The following is a 19,667-nucleotide window of genomic DNA, read 5'->3' on the forward strand; positions in this document are numbered from 1 at the left end:
AAAATCGATACTTATTAAGTTATCATACCTTAAAATGCCACGCAATACCTACTACTATTTGCTAGACTTTAGTCCTTATAAATAGCTTGAATGTCATCGATGATAATTTCGCCATTTGCTTTTTTAGCATTTTCAGTTTGCATATAACGAACAGGAAGATCCATTTTTAATGGATATGAAAGTCCCGCAGGCACCTCAGCAGTAACAAATCTCCAATCAGTCCAGGTAACATTTTTATCAAAGTCTAATTGAACCGTTTTACCTGACGCATCTACTACCTGGGATCTTAACCAGTTGCCTTTACCATCTCCCTTAACCCACATCCCAACTTTCTTCAAAGGAGTGCTAATAGTTAAATTAGTTTTAGCATTAATATATGCACCAGAAGTACCCGTAGTATTTTTAAAATCATATGCTAGTTTAATAGCTTTTGATCCATCACGATCATTGACTACAGAGGAAACAGTAACATTATTAGCTCGGTCGCTCGTTGCTTCATAGTTTAATATCCCCTTGTTAAATGATTCTAGAATAGTTGGTGGAACATCACCTATTATAATAGGAATACTTAACGATTTAGAACCATATTTAACAGTTATAGTACCAACACCATCTTTGTTTGGTGCAGTATATTTACCGTTTGCTTGGACTTTACCTACAGAACTAGTCCAAGTAAACGCGCTTGCATCTGTTAATACCGCTTGTCCATTTTTCATACCGCTTACTGACAGCTGTACAGTTTGTCCTTTAGCTACTTGCAGAGAGCTTTCTGAAGCTTTTATACTATCAAGTGTATTTGTTACTCTTAATTGTATATTAGTAGTTTTTCCTTCATAATTGACTATCCCTGCATAGGTACCAGGTTTTGCATTTACGACCTGCTTCCCATTTGAGTTAGTTAAAATAGAGGATGTTACTTTTCCTGATCCAGAAATTGCTACGGGATTCATATATTGGTCTATCCCTTTAACAGGTACTGATAAATTAGTATAAGAAGCACCTTGGAACACTTCTACCACATCAGATGCAGGAGCAATTGTTGCGACTGGACCCGTTTTATATGTGCTAACAAATAGAAGAGAATTAGCTACAGAACGTTCATAGCCATCCGAGGGTTTGTTGGCAACAGTTACTTTATTGTTTCCAAGCTCTCTTACTACTATTGTGGAAGAACCTCCGCCGTCAAAAGTCATCGCGTAGTTAGCTCCCAGATCTTTCATTAGCTTTGCAGTATTTTGTAATGTAAGTCCTTTACTTCCAGTTGTACGCCCGTCTACTACAGCTGTAAATAGACTTCCGTCTTTTCTGACTCCGACCGCTGTTCTAGGTGCAACTCCCGCAACTTTAATAGTTTGAAGTGCCCCATTTTTAACTAAGTGATATCTTCCACTTACCGATTCTCTAACATCATTCCATTCGGCTGGAGTAAACTTAGTAGCAATTTGAATTTGGTCACCAACAGTAATACCTTGTAAGAAATCACCTGCAAAATGATGTCCAGACAAAATAATCTCATTTGGATTTAAAGCAGCATTTCCAGCACCACTTATTATCTCTGTCACTGTACCTACTAACGTTTCACCGCCATTGAGTTTCCCTGAGTCAATTTTGACACGAACTTCAGTACCTAACTCATTTGTGTTAGTTGTTGGAGCAAAATCTCTTGTATATACTACTAGATGGTTGGCTAACCTTTTTCTATTAACAGAGTTAATTGGATAAGATTTTCCGTTTACAGAAAGGCTCATCGCAACTTGAGGAGCACCAATAATTGCTTTCCCTTTCGATGTAATACCTAGTACTGCTAGATCACTCAATGCTGTTTGTGGTGTCGATACAATTGTTCCATCAATCATCATTAAATCAACAGGCTGTCCTTGCTTATCAAAATAATCTCCATTGACACCTGCTACTACGTGATAAGAATCGTTTTGAGGAACACTATTTGCCTGAGAAGAAGTAGTCTCAAACCCGATTATTTGATCTTTAGCAAGTTCTGCCTTCATTTGGATATTGGATGTTTTACCATCATAATCAATGACAAATAACTTTTGAGGACCTACAGCCCCATCAATATCGATTAGCTTCTTCCTTACTCCAGGAGCTATTTGCGTAATTGCCTGAGCTGCTACCTTTCCAATAGATAGGTTAGGAATAGCTTCCTTGGGAAACAGATTTGATGAAGGATTTCCTACTGAAGGAGTTCCTCCCTGAGCGTTTTCCAATTCTTTTAGCTTTGACTTAGACGGTGTTTTATACTCAACATATCCCGCCATTTTTGTTATATACATTCCTCCACCTAGACCGTACTGGCCACCGTATAAATTATCATATCGGTAAACACGATATTGTTCCCCTGGCTTTAGAATTTTCTCAAACACTAGACCATTTGATGTACGTTTCCATAGGTTGATCGGTTTTACTACTTTAATTTTTCCCACTTGACCTGGAACCATTAAAATACCGTCCCAATATACTTTCGTTGCTTGCGCTTCTACTTGACTTGGTTGGAATAGTGAACTCGTGACAACTGCAAAAACGACAAAAAGGTATAGCAATTTTCGTTTCATTTTAATTTAATTCTCCTTTAATTCCCAGCTTTTTCAGCTTGTTTTCCTCTGTTCTTCTCAATCGTATATCTCCAAAGGTTGCTTCCATCGTAGTAATAAAGGTTACCGTTTAAGTCCTGTTCAAGACCATAAACTCCTTCTTCCTTCAACCATTCAACCTGTAAAGTGTCTTTAGTTACTCGGAACAGCTTACCTTCCACACTTCCGTAAATGTAGCCATCGACACCTTCTAAAATTTGAGCATTACGGAAACGACCAGATATTAAAGGTAATAATTCAACTGTCTTAATATCCGTCCATTCATCCTTGTAGCTAAAAAGCTTTCCGTCGGCCATTCCCCAGACATTTTTGTCTTTATCTACTATTAAACTAGTAATCATACTTGCGCTAAATGGAAGATGGATATATTTTTTCGCTTCAGGATCAAAACGGTCAAAATAGAATAATCTAGCTCCTCTAGGATTAACCTGTTGATTGGCATGAATTGACGTTCCACCAAAAACCTGAGTGCCTCTACTAACTAGTGATACAATACTTTGGTTATATATATAATTCTCATAAATATCTGTTTTTTTAGTAGTGGTGTCATAAAAGACTAACGCCCCTCCACCAACACTAGTATCAGGTAAAGTACCAAGAATAATTTCTTTTCCACCATTGTATGGCGCTACTGCTGTAGATCGCTCCTGACCATACGGGCTCATTCTAATCACTTCTGCAGGATTTCCATTTGCCCATGGGATTGAACGATCATATACTAGCAATCTCGCTAATGGATAAGCACCGATATAAAGCTTGTTGTTTATTTCAAACATGGACTCCACTTGACTTATGTTACGATAAAGTTCCTTATCGCCAGTTTCCACGTTATAAATCCCGAGACCACCAGACATGTATCCATTTGCAAATATACTTTTTCCATCAGTACTAGAAGCTAGAGTATAAAGTTCTACCGGCTGCTCAGGTAACTCAAATTGATGGTATTGTAATTCTCCTGTTTGTGGATTGTATTCAAATAATTGCCCTAAGTTATCAACCATTCCAGATAAAACCCATTCTTTTGGTGTCTCAGTAGGTTCTTCTCCTACTATTTCTTCAGAAGATTCATCGTCTATTGGATTATCTTCCTTCGGCACAGTTGGTTCTGGTATTACGATTTCTGTGTTCTTTAAACCAGTTTCTACTGGTGGAATTGTTTCAGGTAGGTTATTTCCTTCTTCTTCAGAAACAACTGGATTTTTTACGATAAAATCAAGATTAATAGCCTCTGTCCCCTTTGGTAGAAAAACGCCTAGCTCCGAGTGCTCTTTTGTTTCAAAATCATATTTAATCAGTTGTTGCCCTTTTGTATAATAAATTCCTTCTCCATTTGGAGAAACGGCTGAAACAGTTTTGGAATTCAGTTCAAATTCATCTACGATTTTAAGTGTTTTACGATCAAAAATAACAGCCATATTAGATGGATGCAATCTAGCTACAATATAGTCATCCGTTAAAACTAAGTCCTGTGCATATTTTTCGGACATATATTTAGCTGGCAAGAATGAAGTGAAATTTTTAGTATTCGGTTTTTTAACTAATAGATCCATTGGAGATCCGATCGATACATAAATCTCATCTTTTTCTTCATCTGCTACAATCGCTTTAACAAACTCTTTACGTTTACGAATTTGTCCAAACTCTTCTATTTCTTTGGTTTCTGTATCATAAGCTACTAATGATCCACCATAGGCAGAACCAGCATAAACTTTATTGCCAGAAACTATTAAATCTTGAATAGATGTATCGCTCTTGTTTGAAAAGATGGCACCATGCTTTTCAAATACTTCCTCATTAGGGTCATAGCTGTAAAGCACACTAGATACCGATCCACCAACCCAAAGCTTGCCATTCTCATCTACGTCCAAGCCCCATGCACTTTTCGAATCTTCTAACGTAAACGTATGTAAGATTTCCTTTGACTTATAGTCAACGACAACTAGTGCCGCTGGAGAGCCATGCATGATGTAATAAATAAAATAGTCGCCCTCGTTATTTGCTGCAATTTTAGATGAAACAGCTGAAGATTTAAAAATCATTGGACCTAAGTTCTCATAGCCTTCTTCAATTACTTCTTCAACTGGCTTATCATCAATAATATTGTCTAACCAATCTTCTGAGTTATCTACCTCAACGTTACCTTCACCAATATTCTCTCCTACTGGTGCATCTTCATTTACTACTGGTTCTTTTACTTCTACCTTTGGCTCATTAACTATTTCTGCTGCATAAACATTACTCATTGGCGCTGCTAAAACCATAGCAAGCATTGCTGTACTAATTTTTTTCAACATTCTAACCCCTTTCATAACTATTCTAACTTTAACATGATTTGGTAACTTTTAAAATATAATCATGTAACTAAAATGTAATGTTAGCATTTTATATAGCAAATGCTACCACTAATGTTTCATGATATAATAATACTGGAAATAAAAGATAGGAGATTAGACATATATGCTAGAATCTATTAAGAAAATGATTTCAGGAGAAATTATAGAGTTAAAGCAGCTAAATAAGATTGTTAATAAAATAAATTCCTTAGAAGAAACATTCAGTCATAAAAATGACACAGAGCTACAAGCGTACACAAATAAATTTCGCGAGCAATTAAATGAAGGTGTTTCACCAGAAGAACTTATTATTGAAGCATTCGCTGTGGTTCGAGAAGCATCTAAACGTGTTTTGGGAATGAGACATTACGATTCCCAATTAATGGGTGGTTCTGTGTTAACTCAATCTCAAATAGCTCAAATGCAAACAGGTGAGGGTAAAACATTAGTTGCTACACTACCTGCATACGTAATGGCAGCATACGGTAAGGGAACACATATTATCACAGCAAACGAATACTTAGCCACTCGAGATTTTGAACAAATGAAGCCTCTTTTTGAGTTTCTTGGACTTTCAGTAGGACTAAATGTATCTGGTCTAGAAAAAGAAGAGAAACAAGCCGCATACAATTGCGATATCACTTATGGTACTGGAACTGAGTTTGGTTTTGACTATCTAAGAGATCATATGATTCATCATGAAGATGAACTTGTTCAAAGGCCTCTTTTCTATGCATTAATAGATGAAGTTGATAGCATTCTGATAGATGAAGCAAGAACTCCTCTTATCATTGCAGGAAAATCGAATGCAAGCTTAAATTTATTCCCGATCATGCAACTAGTTGTGGAATCTTTTGAGGATAGCGAAGAATATGATTACTACCCAGAAACGAAACAAGTTGTTTTGTTAGATAATGGTGCGGACCGATTGGAAGAGGCCTTTGGCATCGACAATGTATATGACCGTGAGCATAGAGAATTTCTTCACATAGCTATGCAAACGCTTCGTGCTAAAGTAGTCATGAGAAAAGATGTCGATTACATTGTGAAAAACGATAAGATACAAATCGTCGATCAATATACTGGACGAGTAATGGAAGGCAGAACGTATAGCGATGGCCTTCATCAAGCAATAGAAGCTAAAGAAAAGGTATCGATCAAAGAGGAAAACAATACACAAGCTTCTGTAACTGTGCAGCATTATTTCCGTCTATATAGTCATATTTCTGGGATGACAGGCAGTGCTATGCCTTCTCGGGAAGAGTTTTGGGAAACTTATAGTTTAAGAGTTACAGAAATTCCTACTAACAAACCGAACAAGCGAATTGATATGGAAACTCTTGTATATTTAAGCTATGAGGATAAAATGAAAAAAATTGTAGAAGAAACCAAACGACTTCATGAAACAGGAAGACCAGTTTTGATTGGAACAACTTCTATAGAGCAATCAGAAAAGCTTTCTGATTACTTAAAAGAGACAGGATTGAAACACAATATTTTAAATGCTAAATCAGAGGAAGACGAAGCAGAGATTATTTCTAACGCGGGTCAAATGAACAAGATTATGCTTGCTACTAATATGGCAGGACGTGGAACAGATATAATCTTAGGAGAAGGCGTATCCGAATTAGGTGGCTTACATATTATTGGGACTGAGCTTCATAGTAGTGCCCGTATAGATATGCAGCTACGTGGACGTGGTGGTCGTCAAGGTGACCCAGGTAGCACCCAGTTTATTATTTCGTTAGAAGACGAGCTTTTCCACTATTATGACGAAGAAGAATTTGCTAGATTCAAAAAGAAAGCTAAAGCGGATGATACTGGTTTAATTATTTCTCCAAACCCTACTAAATTCGCATATAACGTTCAAAAAGTGATTGAGGGTATGCACTTCTCAAGTCGTTCTCATTTATTAAAGCTCGATGATGTTAATAATGACCAACAAAAGGTTATTTATAACTACCGTGAAAAAGCATTAAAAACTGAGAATATAAAATCTTTAGTGCAGATTGCTATGCAAGAACGTTTAAATTACTTTTTAAAAGACATCTTAGACATAGACACTGAAATCGATGCGACAAAGCACCAGGAAGTCATTGATGAAATAAAGATTGTTGGCACTCTTACTGCCGAGGGTCAAATAGACTACTCTAACTTCAAACTTGAAAGCAAGGAACAGCTACAAAAGGAACTAAATACAGTATACAGAAAAGCAATAGACGCATTAGACAGTGATGTAGACCTTGACACATGGAAGGATGTACAAACCATCTATATTGAAACACTAGATAGATATTGGATATCCCAACTAGGAGACTTACATCATTTAAGAGAAGGAATTTCAGTTCGTGGATACGGACAGGAAGATCCTTATAGATTATATTCTTTTGACGCTCTAGATTTGTTTAACCATATGCTTAACTCCTTTTTCCGCGATATCAGCAGATATTTCTTACAGGTAAATACAGCAAACAATGAAGAATAATAGAGCATGATTAATACTTATAGACTGCAGACAAGCTCAAATAACCTTTTGAGTTTAACTGCAGTCTATTATTTTGAAAACGCAAACTGCCTTTGATTGCCAGTTCTCATCTCTTCCTTTAGTACTTGATAGATTTTTATAACAATACCTAAGAACTTTAAATAAGATGGTGATTTTTATAGTTTTAATGACATCAGGGGAAACTCAACAATATTTTTCACATAAAAAGAGACAGTCCCAAAATTTATACTTTTGAGACTACCTCTATTTTTATCATTCAAATCTCGATACCAATTCATGCATGTTTTCTGCCTCATCTTGAAGTTGAAGAGCTGAATTCATAATAGAAGCAATTGCATTACTTTGTTCTTCTATAGAAGCATTCATCTGCTCAGTAGCAGCTGCAGATTCCTCTGCAACTGCAGCAATATTAGAAATTGCTCCGACAACTACTTCTCTATTAGAGTACATTTTATTCATTTCATCGTTTAAATAAATAAGCCCTTCCTTTATTCGTTGGATTGAATTAGATAGTTCGAGGTAGGCTTGTTTTGTATATCCTACTGAAATAATTTGTTCATTTGAGATAAATTGGGTTTCTCTCATTTTTTCTTCTGCCGATCGTGTATCCTGTTCAATTTGTTTTAATAGACTGCGTACACTGTTCGTAGCATCTTGGGTACCTTCTGAAAGCTTTCTAACTTCCTCTGCCACCACCGCGAAACCCTTGCCATGCTCTCCTGCTCTAGCAGCTTCTATACTAGCATTTAAAGCAAGTAGATTAGTTTGAGCAGAAATATCATTTATCGTTTGAACAATTTGCCCTATTTCTCCCATCCGACTAGTAAGCTGAGTAAAGTTCGACTGAAGCACATCCATAACGATTTGAAATCTATCGGTATTGTTAGTCAAAATATTTATGTTAGATACGGCATTCTCTTGCACGTTCGTCATTTGGCTAACACCATCTATAATCTCTTTATATTGCTCTAGCGTTTTTTCTATCACAGCAGAAAGGTCATTTACTTTGTCAGAAGCAACTTCCGCTTCCTCCGCTTGTATAACTGCCCCCCTAGAGATTTCTGTGATGACATGAGAAATTTCACTAGTTGCTGCAGTTGTTTCTTCCGTCACCGCACTAAGTGCTTCAGAGGAATCTCTCATATGCTCTGATGATATTTTTGTTTGACTTACCATTTCCTCTAGACTCTTTTTCATGTTATTTACATTTAATGCTAACTGGCCAAGCTCGTCCTTTGTTTCTATAGGAATAACGTTTCCGCTAAGCTTTCCGCCTGCTATATCCGAGGTTGTCACCATAATCTTCTTTATATAAGAGGTCATTTTTCCCGCAAAGAACCAGAAGAGACCAATTCCCAATAAAAGAGATATAATAATAGTAATAATGGTAGTAAGTAAAATGGTGTTTGCACCTTTATTAAATTCCATTTCATACGTGCCAGCAACAACCACCCAACCCCAGTTAGGTTCTAATATGCTGTATGTAATTTTAGGCTCCACTTGCTCTTGGTCACTAGGGAGTGGCCATTTATAAGAAACGAACCCCCCACCATTTTTTGCTTTTTCTATTACATCTCTTATAAAATACTTACCATCTTCGGATTGATTATTATATAAATTTTCTCCTTCCATGCTAGGGTGCACCAATAATGTACCTTTCTCATCCATTACATAATAATAGAAGTTATCCCCAAAGGTTGCCGGATTAGTGATCGTTCGTTTATCGTCTTCATTTAAAGGACCTATGATTTTATCGGCCGCTCGACCCTGTGCCTCTTCTAAAGTTAAATTACCTTTTTCTACCTCTTTGCTTAACTCATCAATCAAATCCAAAATTGCGTAGGTGCCATTTTGAATTCCTAATTTGCCTAATTCATCTAATTCGTTTTTTGCCAATAAATAATTGTTTAGACCTACCATTAGTAAAGGTATTGATATCACGATTGAAGCTAGGACTAAAAGTTTACTTCTCACAGACCCCTTCATATAATTACACCCCTTTCACGAATAATTATACCTATATTCAATCGAACACCCTGTGATAATTATCACATAATTACATTAAACAACTATTTTTAATCATTTTATGAATCGGTGCTGATGGAGAATGCAGAAGAATCTAAATCAAATATTCACTAAAAACTATCTATATATTGAAATATTCAATTTGCTAGTTCAAGCATAAAAAATACTTTTCTAACCGGACATATATTACTACTACTTACTTCAATAAATTCATACAAATACATAAGAATATGTTATTTAAGGAGACTTTTTATGTCTAAAAAGAATATCATCCTGTTAGTTCTATTATTTTTCTGTTGTATTTTTATAGGTTTATTTTTTTATGCCCAAAATGTATATAGTGACGTTACGACCACTCTTCAAGAAATACATGAGCCAGAGCTAAGAAAAGTTTCTGTATTAAGAAAAGATGAGATTGTGTTACAGAAGAAAATCCCTTTTTCCTTATTAATCTTAGGTGTGGATAAAAGAGAAGGAGATAAAGGACGTTCTGATACAATTCTTTTCCTAACAGTGAACCCTACTAGTGAATCCATTAAAATGGTTAGCATTCCTCGAGATACTTATACAGAGATCATCGGAAAAGAAATTCAAGACAAAATCAATCACGCCTATGCATTCGGGGGCATAGAAATGTCTGTAAATACAGTTGAAAATCTACTAAATGTTCCAATTGACTATGTGATTCAAATAGATATGGAAGGATTTAAGGACATTGTGGATTTTATAGGTGGCGTGACAGTTAACAATGACAGGAGCTTCCAGGTGAATGATACTATCTTCAAAGAAGGAGAAATTAGCTTACACGGAGAACAGGCTTTAGATTATGTACAAATGCGTAAGGATGATCCACAGGGAGATTTTGGGAGGCAATTACGTCAAAAACAAGTAATTCAATCCCTACTAAAAAAGGGAGCCAACTTTAACATACTCTTAAAGCATAATGAGCTTCTTCATATTATCGAAGAAAATATACAAACCAATATGACCTTCGAGCAAATGCTAAATATACAAAAGGAATATAAAAAAAGCATAAATACGATTGAATCTTTATCCTTTGAGGACGGTGTCGGAGAATTAAAGAATGGTATTTGGTATTATATGATGAACGAGGATGAATTAAATGATATTTCCAGGGAAATGAACGAGCATTTAAAAATGTAGTAAAAGCTCTGTAGAAGCGCAAATATTATCTTTTACAAACCAACTATAAATATCATTTTTTAGAACTGTCATAAAATACGGTAACTCTATACTCGTAAATTATGACAGTTTAGTTATATAATCCATTGAAAATGTATTTTCCCACCAATTTTCAACTGAGAAACCTTCCACAAATCCTCCTCAGCTATCTTTCCTATGGTTGCGTATCCGCCAACTGTCTGTGCATCTGCCATTAAAATAACAGGCTGACCATTGTTAGAGACTTGGATAGTACCAAACTGTGTAGCCTCGGATAAGATGTCTCCATTTGTAACAAATTCCAGCTCTGCGCCCTCTATGTAGTACCCCATTCGATCACCAGCTTTATAAATGTATGTCGAGTCCAAAAAAGTCTCGATACTTTTTTGTTTAAACAAAGACAAATGGGGGCTTTTCCATACATTTACGGTAACTTCTTTTTCATAATTAGGAATAAAAGATGGTATTAAACCAGTTTGCACTTTACTATAAGGGATATCTGGGACAAACAAGATCATTCCTGGCTTCAACAAACCTCCTATGTCAGCTCGTGGATATGCAGATTTACTGTTCATGACTGTGTCAGCACAAAACCCTCCTACTGGTATTATATATGCAATACTTCCACCCCTTGGTCCTTTAAAAGTTAAGACTTGTCCCTTAAAGACACTAAAAGACTTCCATAAAGTTATGGGCTTTCCATCTAAAGCAGCTTCGAGGTCTGCTCCACAGATGACTATTTTATGAGTATCTAATACTTCTAGAGAAATTCCTCCTAAAAATATTTCTAAAGTAAGGGAATTTGGAGAATTATTCATTATTTTATTACCTATTTGAAAAGCAAACTTGTCCATCGCCCCCGCCACTGGCATACCAAATTTTCGATACCCTGTTCTTCCTAAATCTTGATAGGAGGCGTATACCCCCTCTTTTATTACTTTAAATAGTGCTTTCACTTACTCAACTCCACAGGTGCAACCTTTACGTTATTTTCCTCTAGCACCATTCTCACTTTCTTAACTATAGACGAGACATTTTTTCCATCACCATGAAAGCACAAAGTATCGGCATGGATACTTATTATATTACCTGTCTTGGTCCTTACTTCATTTCCTTTTACAATTCGTAATGCTTGATTGACAACATCCTCCACAGTAGCTAACACAGCATTTGGTTCAGTTCGACTAACGAGATAACCTTCTTCATCATAAAGTCGATCAGCAAAAGCCTCTTGGGCAGTTTGAAGTCCAAGATCTTTCCCAGCGACTATTATTTCACTGTTATTTAAGCCAAATAGAATCGCATTCGGTTCTATATCATAGATTGCTCGAGCTACCGCTCTAGCAATAGAACTATTTATAGCTGCCATATTATATAGTGCTCCATGAGGTTTTATATGAGCAAGCTGTACATTATGAATCTGACAAAAAGCCTTTAACGCCCCTATTTGATAAATGATCATTTCATAAATTTCATTTGGAGACATATTCATATTTCTACGTCCAAATCCTTGTTTATCAGGAAAACCAGGATGAGCACCAATAGATAAATTATTTTTCTTTGCCCCTTGGACTGTACTGTTCATTACCGTGAAATCTCCAGCATGAAATCCGCAAGCAATATTTGCAGAGGTAATGACTTTAAATAATTCTTCATCCTCTCCTACCTTAAAGCTACCAAAGCTTTCTCCAACATCAGCATTTATATCAATCCTCATGGTCACAGCTCCTCTACAAAACGATAAATTGCCTCAGGATCCTTTTCCAATTCGATTTCTAACTCTTTGTAGTCATTCAAAGAAATAGGATAAAACTGAAGAAGGTCTCTTGCTTTCAATAAAAATGGTGATTTTCGATTAACCGAATATATTTCCAAAGGGGTTCTACCAATTATATTCCACCCTCCTGGAGAGTCGATCGGATATATACCTGTTTGACTTCCACCAATTCCAACAGATCCTTTTGGTACAAAAGCTCTGGGTTTATCTAAACGTGACACGCAAATATCTTTATTTAAAGCACCCAAATAAGGAAAACCAGGCAAGAATCCAACCATATACACGGTGTATAAAGTTTGCGTATGAAGTTTAATAATCTCTTCTTTAGATAATTTATTAATAGAAGTTACTCTATCAATATCAATTGAAAATGACTCTTCATAACAAACCGGAATATGTACTAATCTAGTCGATTTGTTTTTATCCATTTGCTTTTGTTGTTGCCATTTTATTAGTAATTCCTCTATATTTGCCTTCTCTAAAGTAGACGAAGTGTAGAAAAAAACAGTAACCGTATGGTAGCTTGGTACGATTTCTTCTATATAATGACTCCATTCCAAAGAAATCATTTCGGCAAAGGAATGTACGTTACTTAGTATTTCGTGACTAATAGCCTCCTGGAAACTAAAACGCAGGGTTCTCTCACCTGTTCTAAAGAACTTAGGCTTATCTCTATTCATTAGAATCTAAAACACTTATACAAGTGATAACACTATTTTTTAAATCTTCATGAGACCAGCTTGGAACTTTACCATGCTCAATAGCCAGTTCATGAGAGGCTGGGATATGAATAAACCCTGATATTATAGAACTATTAGTCGTATTCACGTAATGTAATGCTTCATACATCACATTATTACAAAGATAAGTGCCAGCGGTATTAGAAATTTCTGAAGGAAAACCATTTTCTATTAGCTTATCAACCATTTTGCGAATTGGTAGCGTGGAATAGTAACCTGGCTCTCCCTCTGGTTGAATAGGTTCATCAATTGGTCTATTTCCTACATTGTCTGCATCTCCATCTTTAACATTAATAGCAATTCTCTCCGGAGTGACTTTATATCTGCCAGCTGCTAAGCCCAATGAAATGTGGACATTTGGCTTTTCATCCTCCAATAATTGAAGTAATTGTTGCCCAGACAAAAGAAAGTCTACCGTTAGGATTCTACTAACCACTTTATAACCATTGATTTCTAAACCATCCAATTCATCTACAATTTTCATAGTTGGATTCACTGTATAATTTAAAAACGGTTCAAATCCTGTTAAAAGAAGTTTCTTCATTTATTTTCCTCCTCGAAAGCAATTATAAAGTTATTAGAATTTTCTATATTAATAATTCTAACATTCTTTCAAACAAAAAATAACAACCAACAAGTTTATAACCCATTGGTTGTTAGAAATTCATATATTAGTAAGGAGTAAAAATATCCACAATTCTCCATTCCTTACTTTCTTTTTTCAGTAAGTATACATTTAGAATAGATTCCTTCTGATTCCCAGTTGTCGCCAAGTCCTCCACTTCAACATAGGCATAATCACTAATGATTGTATAGACATATGCATTTAACAATTCGAATTTTGTATCATTTTCATTGAAAGAGCCTTGAATATCTTCTTTCAAATATTGATAGTCCGGAAATTCCTCACTATACAATGCAAAAACTCCAGCTATATCCTTTTTATTTATTAGCTGATTCATATGTTCAAAATAAGCTGTTAATTCTTTTTCTTGAGAAAGAAAATTAGAGTCTTTTCGAATTATCTTGCTGTATTCATCAAATAATTGATAATACATAGAATCATCTTTTAGCGCTTCTAGACTTAAAAACAACTGATTTAAAATAGAATCCTTTTCCTGTTGTTTTGCTTTCTTTTGAATCGCCTGATCCAGGTCATTGATTAAGCCTGTAGCTGTTTTCGCAGATTTTACATTAAGTAGCATCTGTTCGGCAGGCGACTTATATTTAGTAATAAAAGCTTCACGCGTAGACTTGCCGTATACTTTATAGAGAAGCTTTCCTTGTTTTTTAATCTCCTCAGACAAGGCACGATAAGCTGTTTCCGTAAGTTTAGAGCTTGGGTCCTTCCTGTACTCTAGTTCCAGGGTATCTGATAGTTTCTGAATTTTATTTCCAGACGTGATTGCATCCACGTATCCCATGGAACGCTTATAATGGCTCCCTACCGTTTCCTCTAACCTTTTTTCTAGTTCAGCTCTTTTTGCAGAGTCATTGATCGATGCAATTTCTTTTTGTGCCGCTAGGTAAGCTGATTTAGTCGAATTAAAAACCCTCATATCTGGAGTTTTAATAGACTTAGTATGCTCGTAGGAAATTTGCCATTTTAGAGCCGTCGCTTCTTTCTGCGCTCTCTGAACAAGTGTTTCCGCTTTTGTTAGAGAAGCCGCATGTACATTAGCCACTGGAGTAAAAAGAGCACTACTAAAAATACCAATTGCAAGTGAATACGAAATAATTTTTTTCATTGTATTCTCCATTTCGTCATGTAATAGAAATCTTTGGGACTATTAATTATAGTTTTTCTATAAAACGTTCTAAACGATTTAAACCCTCTTCTAAAACTGCCATGGAATAAGCGTAGGAAATTCTAATATATCCTTCTCCATATGGAGTAAATGTACTACCCGGAACAACAGCAACACCGCCTTCATGTAGCAACTTAGTAGCAAAATCAAATGACTTTATGCCAAATGCTTCTATAGAAGGGAATATATAAAATGCTCCGTTAGGCTTAATGACAGGTAGGCCCATTTCTAACAAACGATTATATACATAATCACGTCTTGTTACATACTCTACATTCATCGCACTTGGGATATCTTTCGAATTCGTTAATGCCTCTAACGCACCATACTGTGATGGCAAGGAAGCGCAAATTGAATTGTATAAATGTACTTTAAGCACATGCTCCATAATTTTTTCAGGCCCTAATATAAATCCAATTCTCCAGCCTGTCATTGAATGGGATTTTGAAACACCGTGGATATAAAATAATTTCTCTCTTAGCACCGGATATGAAGCAAAGGAAACATGCTCTCCTAAAAAGGTATTTTCACTATAAATCTCATCAGAGACAATATAAACTTCCTTATCCTTCAGCATTTCAACTAGGTCATCCATTACGTTCTTTTCAATGACCATGCCCGTAGGATTTGATGGATTATTAAACAAAATAGCTTTTGTTTTATCGGTTATAAGTTTTTCCAGTGCATCGGCTGATGGTTGAAGACCAGTGTTTGTCGTATCTAGATAAATAATCTTAGCTCCACAAAATTTAATGACAGGTTCATAGCCGGAATAGATAGGAGCTGGCAATATAACTTCATCGCCCTCTTCCAAAATTGTTCGAAATACTGTGTCGATGGCTTCGCTGGCCCCGTTCGTAATGACAATTTCCTTAGCAGGATTGTAGGAGAAACCATATTTGTCTGTAAAAAAATTATTAACTGCTTCTCGTAATTCTATTAATCCAGCATTATGAGAATATCCAGTTAAATTATTTTGAATAGCATTTATTCCAGCATCCTTTACTGCCTGTGGAGTTGGAAAATCTGGTTGTCCTATTGTAAGATTAATAGCATTTGGGAAGTTAACGAGCTGATTAGAAAACTGACGAATGCCAGGTTGTTCAAGTGCTCTTGCACGTGGATTAATGTTTAAAGACATATCTATTTATCCTTCTTTCACAATTATTTATTGCCTAGAATGCTTGGAAGCCATAAAGATAGACTCGGTAAGAAAGTAATTAGGATTAAGCAAACGATCATGCTGAATAAAAACGGAATGACAGCCATTACTATTTTTTCAAACTTTACATTACCTACACTAGAAGCTACAAACAAGTTTACACCAAGTGGTGGTGTGATAAAACCAATCGCTAAGTTGGTAACTAATATTACCCCAAAATGAATAGGGTCGACACCAACGGCAATAACAATTGGCAAAAGGATCGGTGTTAGGATGACTAATGCAGATATTGTATCGATAAACATTCCTACTATTAATAGTATGATGTTAATAGCTATTAAAATGACAATTGGATTGGTAGATAATTCAGTCAAGAAAGAAGAAATATCATTGGGTACCTGTTCTAAAGTCATAAAATACGCAAAAGATACTGAAAGTCCAATAATAATCATCGTAGTAGCATTAATGACGACCGCTTCACGAAAGCATTCAAAAACGGATTTCCAAGTAAGCTCCTTGTACACGAACAATCCAATTATTAATGCATAGACGACTGCTACTACTGCAGCTTCTGTAGGAGAGAAAAAGCCCCCGTAAATCCCACCCAAAATAATTATAGGTATTAGCAATGCCCATTTTGCATCGTATGTAGCTTTTAATACATCCTTAAATGAAAAGCTTGCGTTGTCCTCTGACTTATAGCCACGTTTTTTAGCAATAAAATAAGCAGTGATCATAAGACCAATACCGATAATAATACCAGGTAATATTCCTGCAAGGAACATACTTCCTACGGACACACTCCCAATTACTCCATAAAGAACAAAAGGAATACTTGGTGGAATAATCACACCTATGGATCCTGCAGAAGCGGAAACAGCAGCCGCAAATCCACCATCATATTTCTTTTTTTTCATTTCAGGAATCATAAAACCACCAATTGCTGCTACCGTTGCAGGTCCTGATCCTGATATAGCTGCAAAAAACATAGATGCCACTATAGTTACTAAAGATAACCCTCCAACAATCCAACCTACTAAGGCTGCAGCCATATCCAATAACCTTTTAGAGACTCCTCCTTTACTCATCAGAACCCCTGCTAACATGAAAAAAGGGATTGCCAATAGTGGGAAAGAATCCAAAGATGTAAATGCTTTTTGAGCTATAATGCCGAGTGGAAGGTTCGAACCGAAATAAATAGCGACTAAAGCAGAAACCCCTAACGAAATTGCAATAGGAACGCCAATCAATAGGCAAATAAACAAAGTACCAAACAAAAGAGCTACCGTCATAGTATGATCTCCTCTTCTTCAGGTTTTTCATAATTGCCGCGTATGACTTCTTTTATTTGAATCACTAATCGGATTGCCATTCCAATTCCACCAAGTGGTATAGCCAAATAAGGAATCCAAATAGGAATTTGCATAGCGGGTGCCAGTTGACCATGATTAATGCTACTCAGAACAAGTTCTGTACCAAATACCGCCAAAAATAGTGCCATTGCAAACCAAATCAGGATAGATAATATTTCTAGTACTTGGCGAAACACCCCGTGGAAGCGAGTAATAAACGCTTCCACTCTAATGTGCTGTCTTAATTTGACCGCATAGCTTGCGCCAATCCAAACTTGGAAAATATGAATATATCTTGCCATTTCCTCTGTCCAGCTTGGTGCTGAGGAGAAGACATATCTGCCTATTACTTGACCAAAAATTAGTACAACCATTAAAACTAGGGAGAAGACTAGCAATATCTCTTCGAACTTGGCAAATTTCTTTAGCATATACATTTCACCCCTGCTCCATTATTGTTTGTTTGCTTCCTCTGCCATATGGACAAGATCCTCTCCTATTTCAGTTACGTATTTGTCATAAACGGATTGAGTTGCATCTTTGAATTCGTTGCGTTGCTCTTCAGTCAGTTCATTGACTTTCATTCCTTCTTCTTGTAATTTTTTTAGGAATTCTACATCTTGTTTTTGTGCAATTTCTCGTTGTTCTGTTCTGTATTCCTCAGAAGCAGTTTGTACTAGCTCCTGCAAGTCATCAGGTAAGCTATTATAGAAATCATTGTTCATCAACAAAATAGTTGCAGCGTAAACATGACTAGTAAGAGTTAGATAATCCTGAACCTCATAAAATTTGTTAGTATAATACAAAGAAATTGGAGACTCCATTGCTTCGTATGTATTTTGTTGAAGTGCTGTGTATAATTCGCCAAAAGCAAATGGAGAGGCATTTGCCCCAAAGGCCTTAAAGGTATCCGTATGTACGGGGTTTTCAAGCGTTCGATATTTCAACCCCTTCAGATTTGCTATACCTTCAATTGGACCTTTGTTATTAGACATATGACGGAAGCCGTTCTCAGCGAAAACCAATCCCTTCATATCATTACTCTCTAATTCCGCAAGCAACTTATCCCCTAAATCTCCATCAAGCGCTCTATATGCTGCCTCATGATCATTAAACAAAAATGGCAAATCAAAAACCATGAACTTTTTATTGAAAGATGCCAATGGTGCTACTGCTGGAATAGTCATTTCGATGTTACCTAACTGAACAGCTTCAATAGCCTCTCTGTCTGAAGGGTATAGCTGTCCATTTGGAAATAACTCTACTTTTAAACGTCCATCAGATTCTTCTTCTAGCTTTTCCTTAAATGTTTTGGCTGCTAAATGTGTGGACTGCTCTTCGGACACCAAATATGCAAGATTAATAGTATATTGATCTTGTTCTTCCCCCGAGCTAGATGTTGATGTATTGGTGGATGGTCTTCCACATGCACTTAACGTAATTAATGTAATAATTAGTAATGTGAATAATTTCTTCATTTCTTATCCTCCTCATTAAAATATGATAAAAATCTTCTTTCTACATTATCTAGATGACGAGTCATAAGTTGTTTGGCTAAATCGTTATGATGTATTCGAAGCGCTTTTAAAATTTCTTCATGCTCATAATAGGCTTCCTCTGCACTGACCTCTAACGTGTTGGAGAGTATTAAAAAAGCACGATTACTTCCAGCATTGGCTTCATTTATCAGCTCACTCAATTTGCGATTGGCTCCTATACTTCCGATTAGCAAATGAAATTGTTGGTCTAAGTCAATAAATGTATTGTAGCTTTCGTTTTTAATCGATGCTAATTGCTCCACTAGGTTATCCTGTAAGGCGCACAGTATCTCCTCAGAGATTTGATGGGCATGTTTGTCGATGTTGTAGATTTCTAAAAGCCTTCGTATCTCCATATAATGGAGTCCGTCCTCTTTCTTAAAAGTTGCTACAGTTGCTGGTTTAGACTTATTTAACTGTACAAGACCCTCGACTGCTAGCCTTTTTATAGCTTCACGTATTGGAGTTCTGCTAATCCCTAAATCTACCGCTAACTTTTCTTCTGGTAATTCTTCCTGCTGGGGAAGTTTGCCCGTAATAATTGCATCCTTTAAAGCCTTAAAAGCTTGATCAGCAAGAGATTCTTTTGGAAATAGCTTTTTCACAAAGAGCATTCTCCTTTCTGTATACTGTAT

Annotated in this window: 15 protein-coding genes; 2 read left to right on the forward strand and 13 right to left on the reverse strand. The window is 36.1% G+C overall.

Annotated features, from left to right (window positions below; translation table 11 throughout):
• Positions 1–68: 68 nt before the first annotated feature.
• A complete protein-coding gene (locus D0S48_RS07380; RefSeq protein WP_151110955.1) occupies positions 69–2,570 on the reverse strand; it encodes a phosphodiester glycosidase family protein in 2,502 nt (833 codons plus the stop codon).
• A gap of 17 nt (positions 2,571–2,587) precedes the next feature.
• Complete coding sequence (locus D0S48_RS07385) at positions 2,588–4,900, reverse strand: ligand-binding sensor domain-containing protein (protein ID WP_151110957.1); 2,313 nt, start codon at positions 4,898–4,900, stop codon at positions 2,588–2,590.
• 166 nt (positions 4,901–5,066) lie between these two features.
• Here D0S48_RS07385 and secA point away from each other — a divergent pair, with 166 nt between their 5' ends.
• Positions 5,067–7,427 (forward strand): preprotein translocase subunit SecA, encoded by a 2,361-nt coding sequence (gene secA / locus D0S48_RS07390; protein ID WP_151110960.1) that lies wholly within the window; start codon positions 5,067–5,069, stop codon positions 7,425–7,427.
• A gap of 273 nt (positions 7,428–7,700) precedes the next feature.
• On the opposite strand, the gene D0S48_RS07395 is transcribed toward secA, so the two are convergent.
• Complete coding sequence (locus D0S48_RS07395) at positions 7,701–9,434, reverse strand: methyl-accepting chemotaxis protein (protein ID WP_151110962.1); 1,734 nt, start codon at positions 9,432–9,434, stop codon at positions 7,701–7,703.
• Between the two features lie 291 nt (positions 9,435–9,725).
• Between D0S48_RS07395 and D0S48_RS07400 the strand changes: the two genes are divergently transcribed.
• Complete coding sequence (locus D0S48_RS07400) at positions 9,726–10,637, forward strand: LCP family glycopolymer transferase (protein ID WP_151110964.1); 912 nt, start codon at positions 9,726–9,728, stop codon at positions 10,635–10,637.
• Between the two features lie 113 nt (positions 10,638–10,750).
• On the opposite strand, the gene D0S48_RS07405 is transcribed toward D0S48_RS07400, so the two are convergent.
• From D0S48_RS07405 to D0S48_RS07450, 10 genes are all read right to left on the reverse strand, one after another.
• The gene (locus D0S48_RS07405) at positions 10,751–11,611 is read right to left on the reverse strand and encodes a 5-oxoprolinase subunit C family protein (RefSeq protein WP_151110966.1); all 861 of its coding nucleotides are present in this window, start codon (positions 11,609–11,611) and stop codon (positions 10,751–10,753) included.
• Entirely contained in the window at positions 11,608–12,372 is a 765-nt protein-coding gene (locus D0S48_RS07410; RefSeq protein ID WP_151110968.1) for a LamB/YcsF family protein, read from the reverse strand. Before D0S48_RS07410 ends, D0S48_RS07405 begins: the two co-directional genes overlap by 4 nt.
• 2 nt (positions 12,373–12,374) lie before the next feature.
• Positions 12,375–13,112, reverse strand: a complete 738-nt coding sequence (pxpB, locus tag D0S48_RS07415; RefSeq protein ID WP_151110970.1) for a 5-oxoprolinase subunit PxpB — start codon at positions 13,110–13,112, stop codon at positions 12,375–12,377.
• Complete coding sequence (locus tag D0S48_RS07420; RefSeq protein ID WP_144537492.1) at positions 13,105–13,716, reverse strand: pyroglutamyl-peptidase I; 612 nt, start codon at positions 13,714–13,716, stop codon at positions 13,105–13,107. The genes pxpB and D0S48_RS07420 overlap by 8 nt, the downstream gene beginning before the upstream one ends.
• A 127-nt stretch (positions 13,717–13,843) precedes the next feature.
• On the reverse strand, positions 13,844–14,920 hold the full coding sequence (locus D0S48_RS07425) for a hypothetical protein (protein WP_144537490.1): 1,077 nt from the start codon (positions 14,918–14,920) through the stop codon (positions 13,844–13,846).
• A 46-nt stretch (positions 14,921–14,966) separates the two neighbouring features.
• A complete protein-coding gene (locus D0S48_RS07430; RefSeq protein WP_144537488.1) occupies positions 14,967–16,121 on the reverse strand; it encodes an aminotransferase class I/II-fold pyridoxal phosphate-dependent enzyme in 1,155 nt (384 codons plus the stop codon).
• A gap of 23 nt (positions 16,122–16,144) precedes the next feature.
• Positions 16,145–17,434: a TRAP transporter large permease gene (locus D0S48_RS07435; protein ID WP_151110972.1), complete on the reverse strand. Its 1,290-nt coding sequence runs from the start codon at positions 17,432–17,434 to the stop codon at positions 16,145–16,147.
• A complete protein-coding gene (locus tag D0S48_RS07440; RefSeq protein WP_151110974.1) occupies positions 17,431–17,925 on the reverse strand; it encodes a TRAP transporter small permease in 495 nt (164 codons plus the stop codon). Before D0S48_RS07440 ends, D0S48_RS07435 begins: the two co-directional genes overlap by 4 nt.
• Before the next feature lie 21 nt (positions 17,926–17,946).
• Entirely contained in the window at positions 17,947–18,972 is a 1,026-nt protein-coding gene (locus D0S48_RS07445; RefSeq protein WP_151110976.1) for a DctP family TRAP transporter solute-binding subunit, read from the reverse strand.
• Positions 18,969–19,637: a GntR family transcriptional regulator gene (locus D0S48_RS07450; protein WP_151110978.1), complete on the reverse strand. Its 669-nt coding sequence runs from the start codon at positions 19,635–19,637 to the stop codon at positions 18,969–18,971. Before D0S48_RS07450 ends, D0S48_RS07445 begins: the two co-directional genes overlap by 4 nt.
• Between the last annotated feature and the right edge of the window lie 30 nt (positions 19,638–19,667).

The organism is Psychrobacillus sp. AK 1817 (genome assembly GCF_008807035.1).
In the GTDB taxonomy this organism is placed as follows: domain Bacteria; phylum Bacillota; class Bacilli; order Bacillales_A; family Planococcaceae; genus Psychrobacillus; species Psychrobacillus faecigallinarum.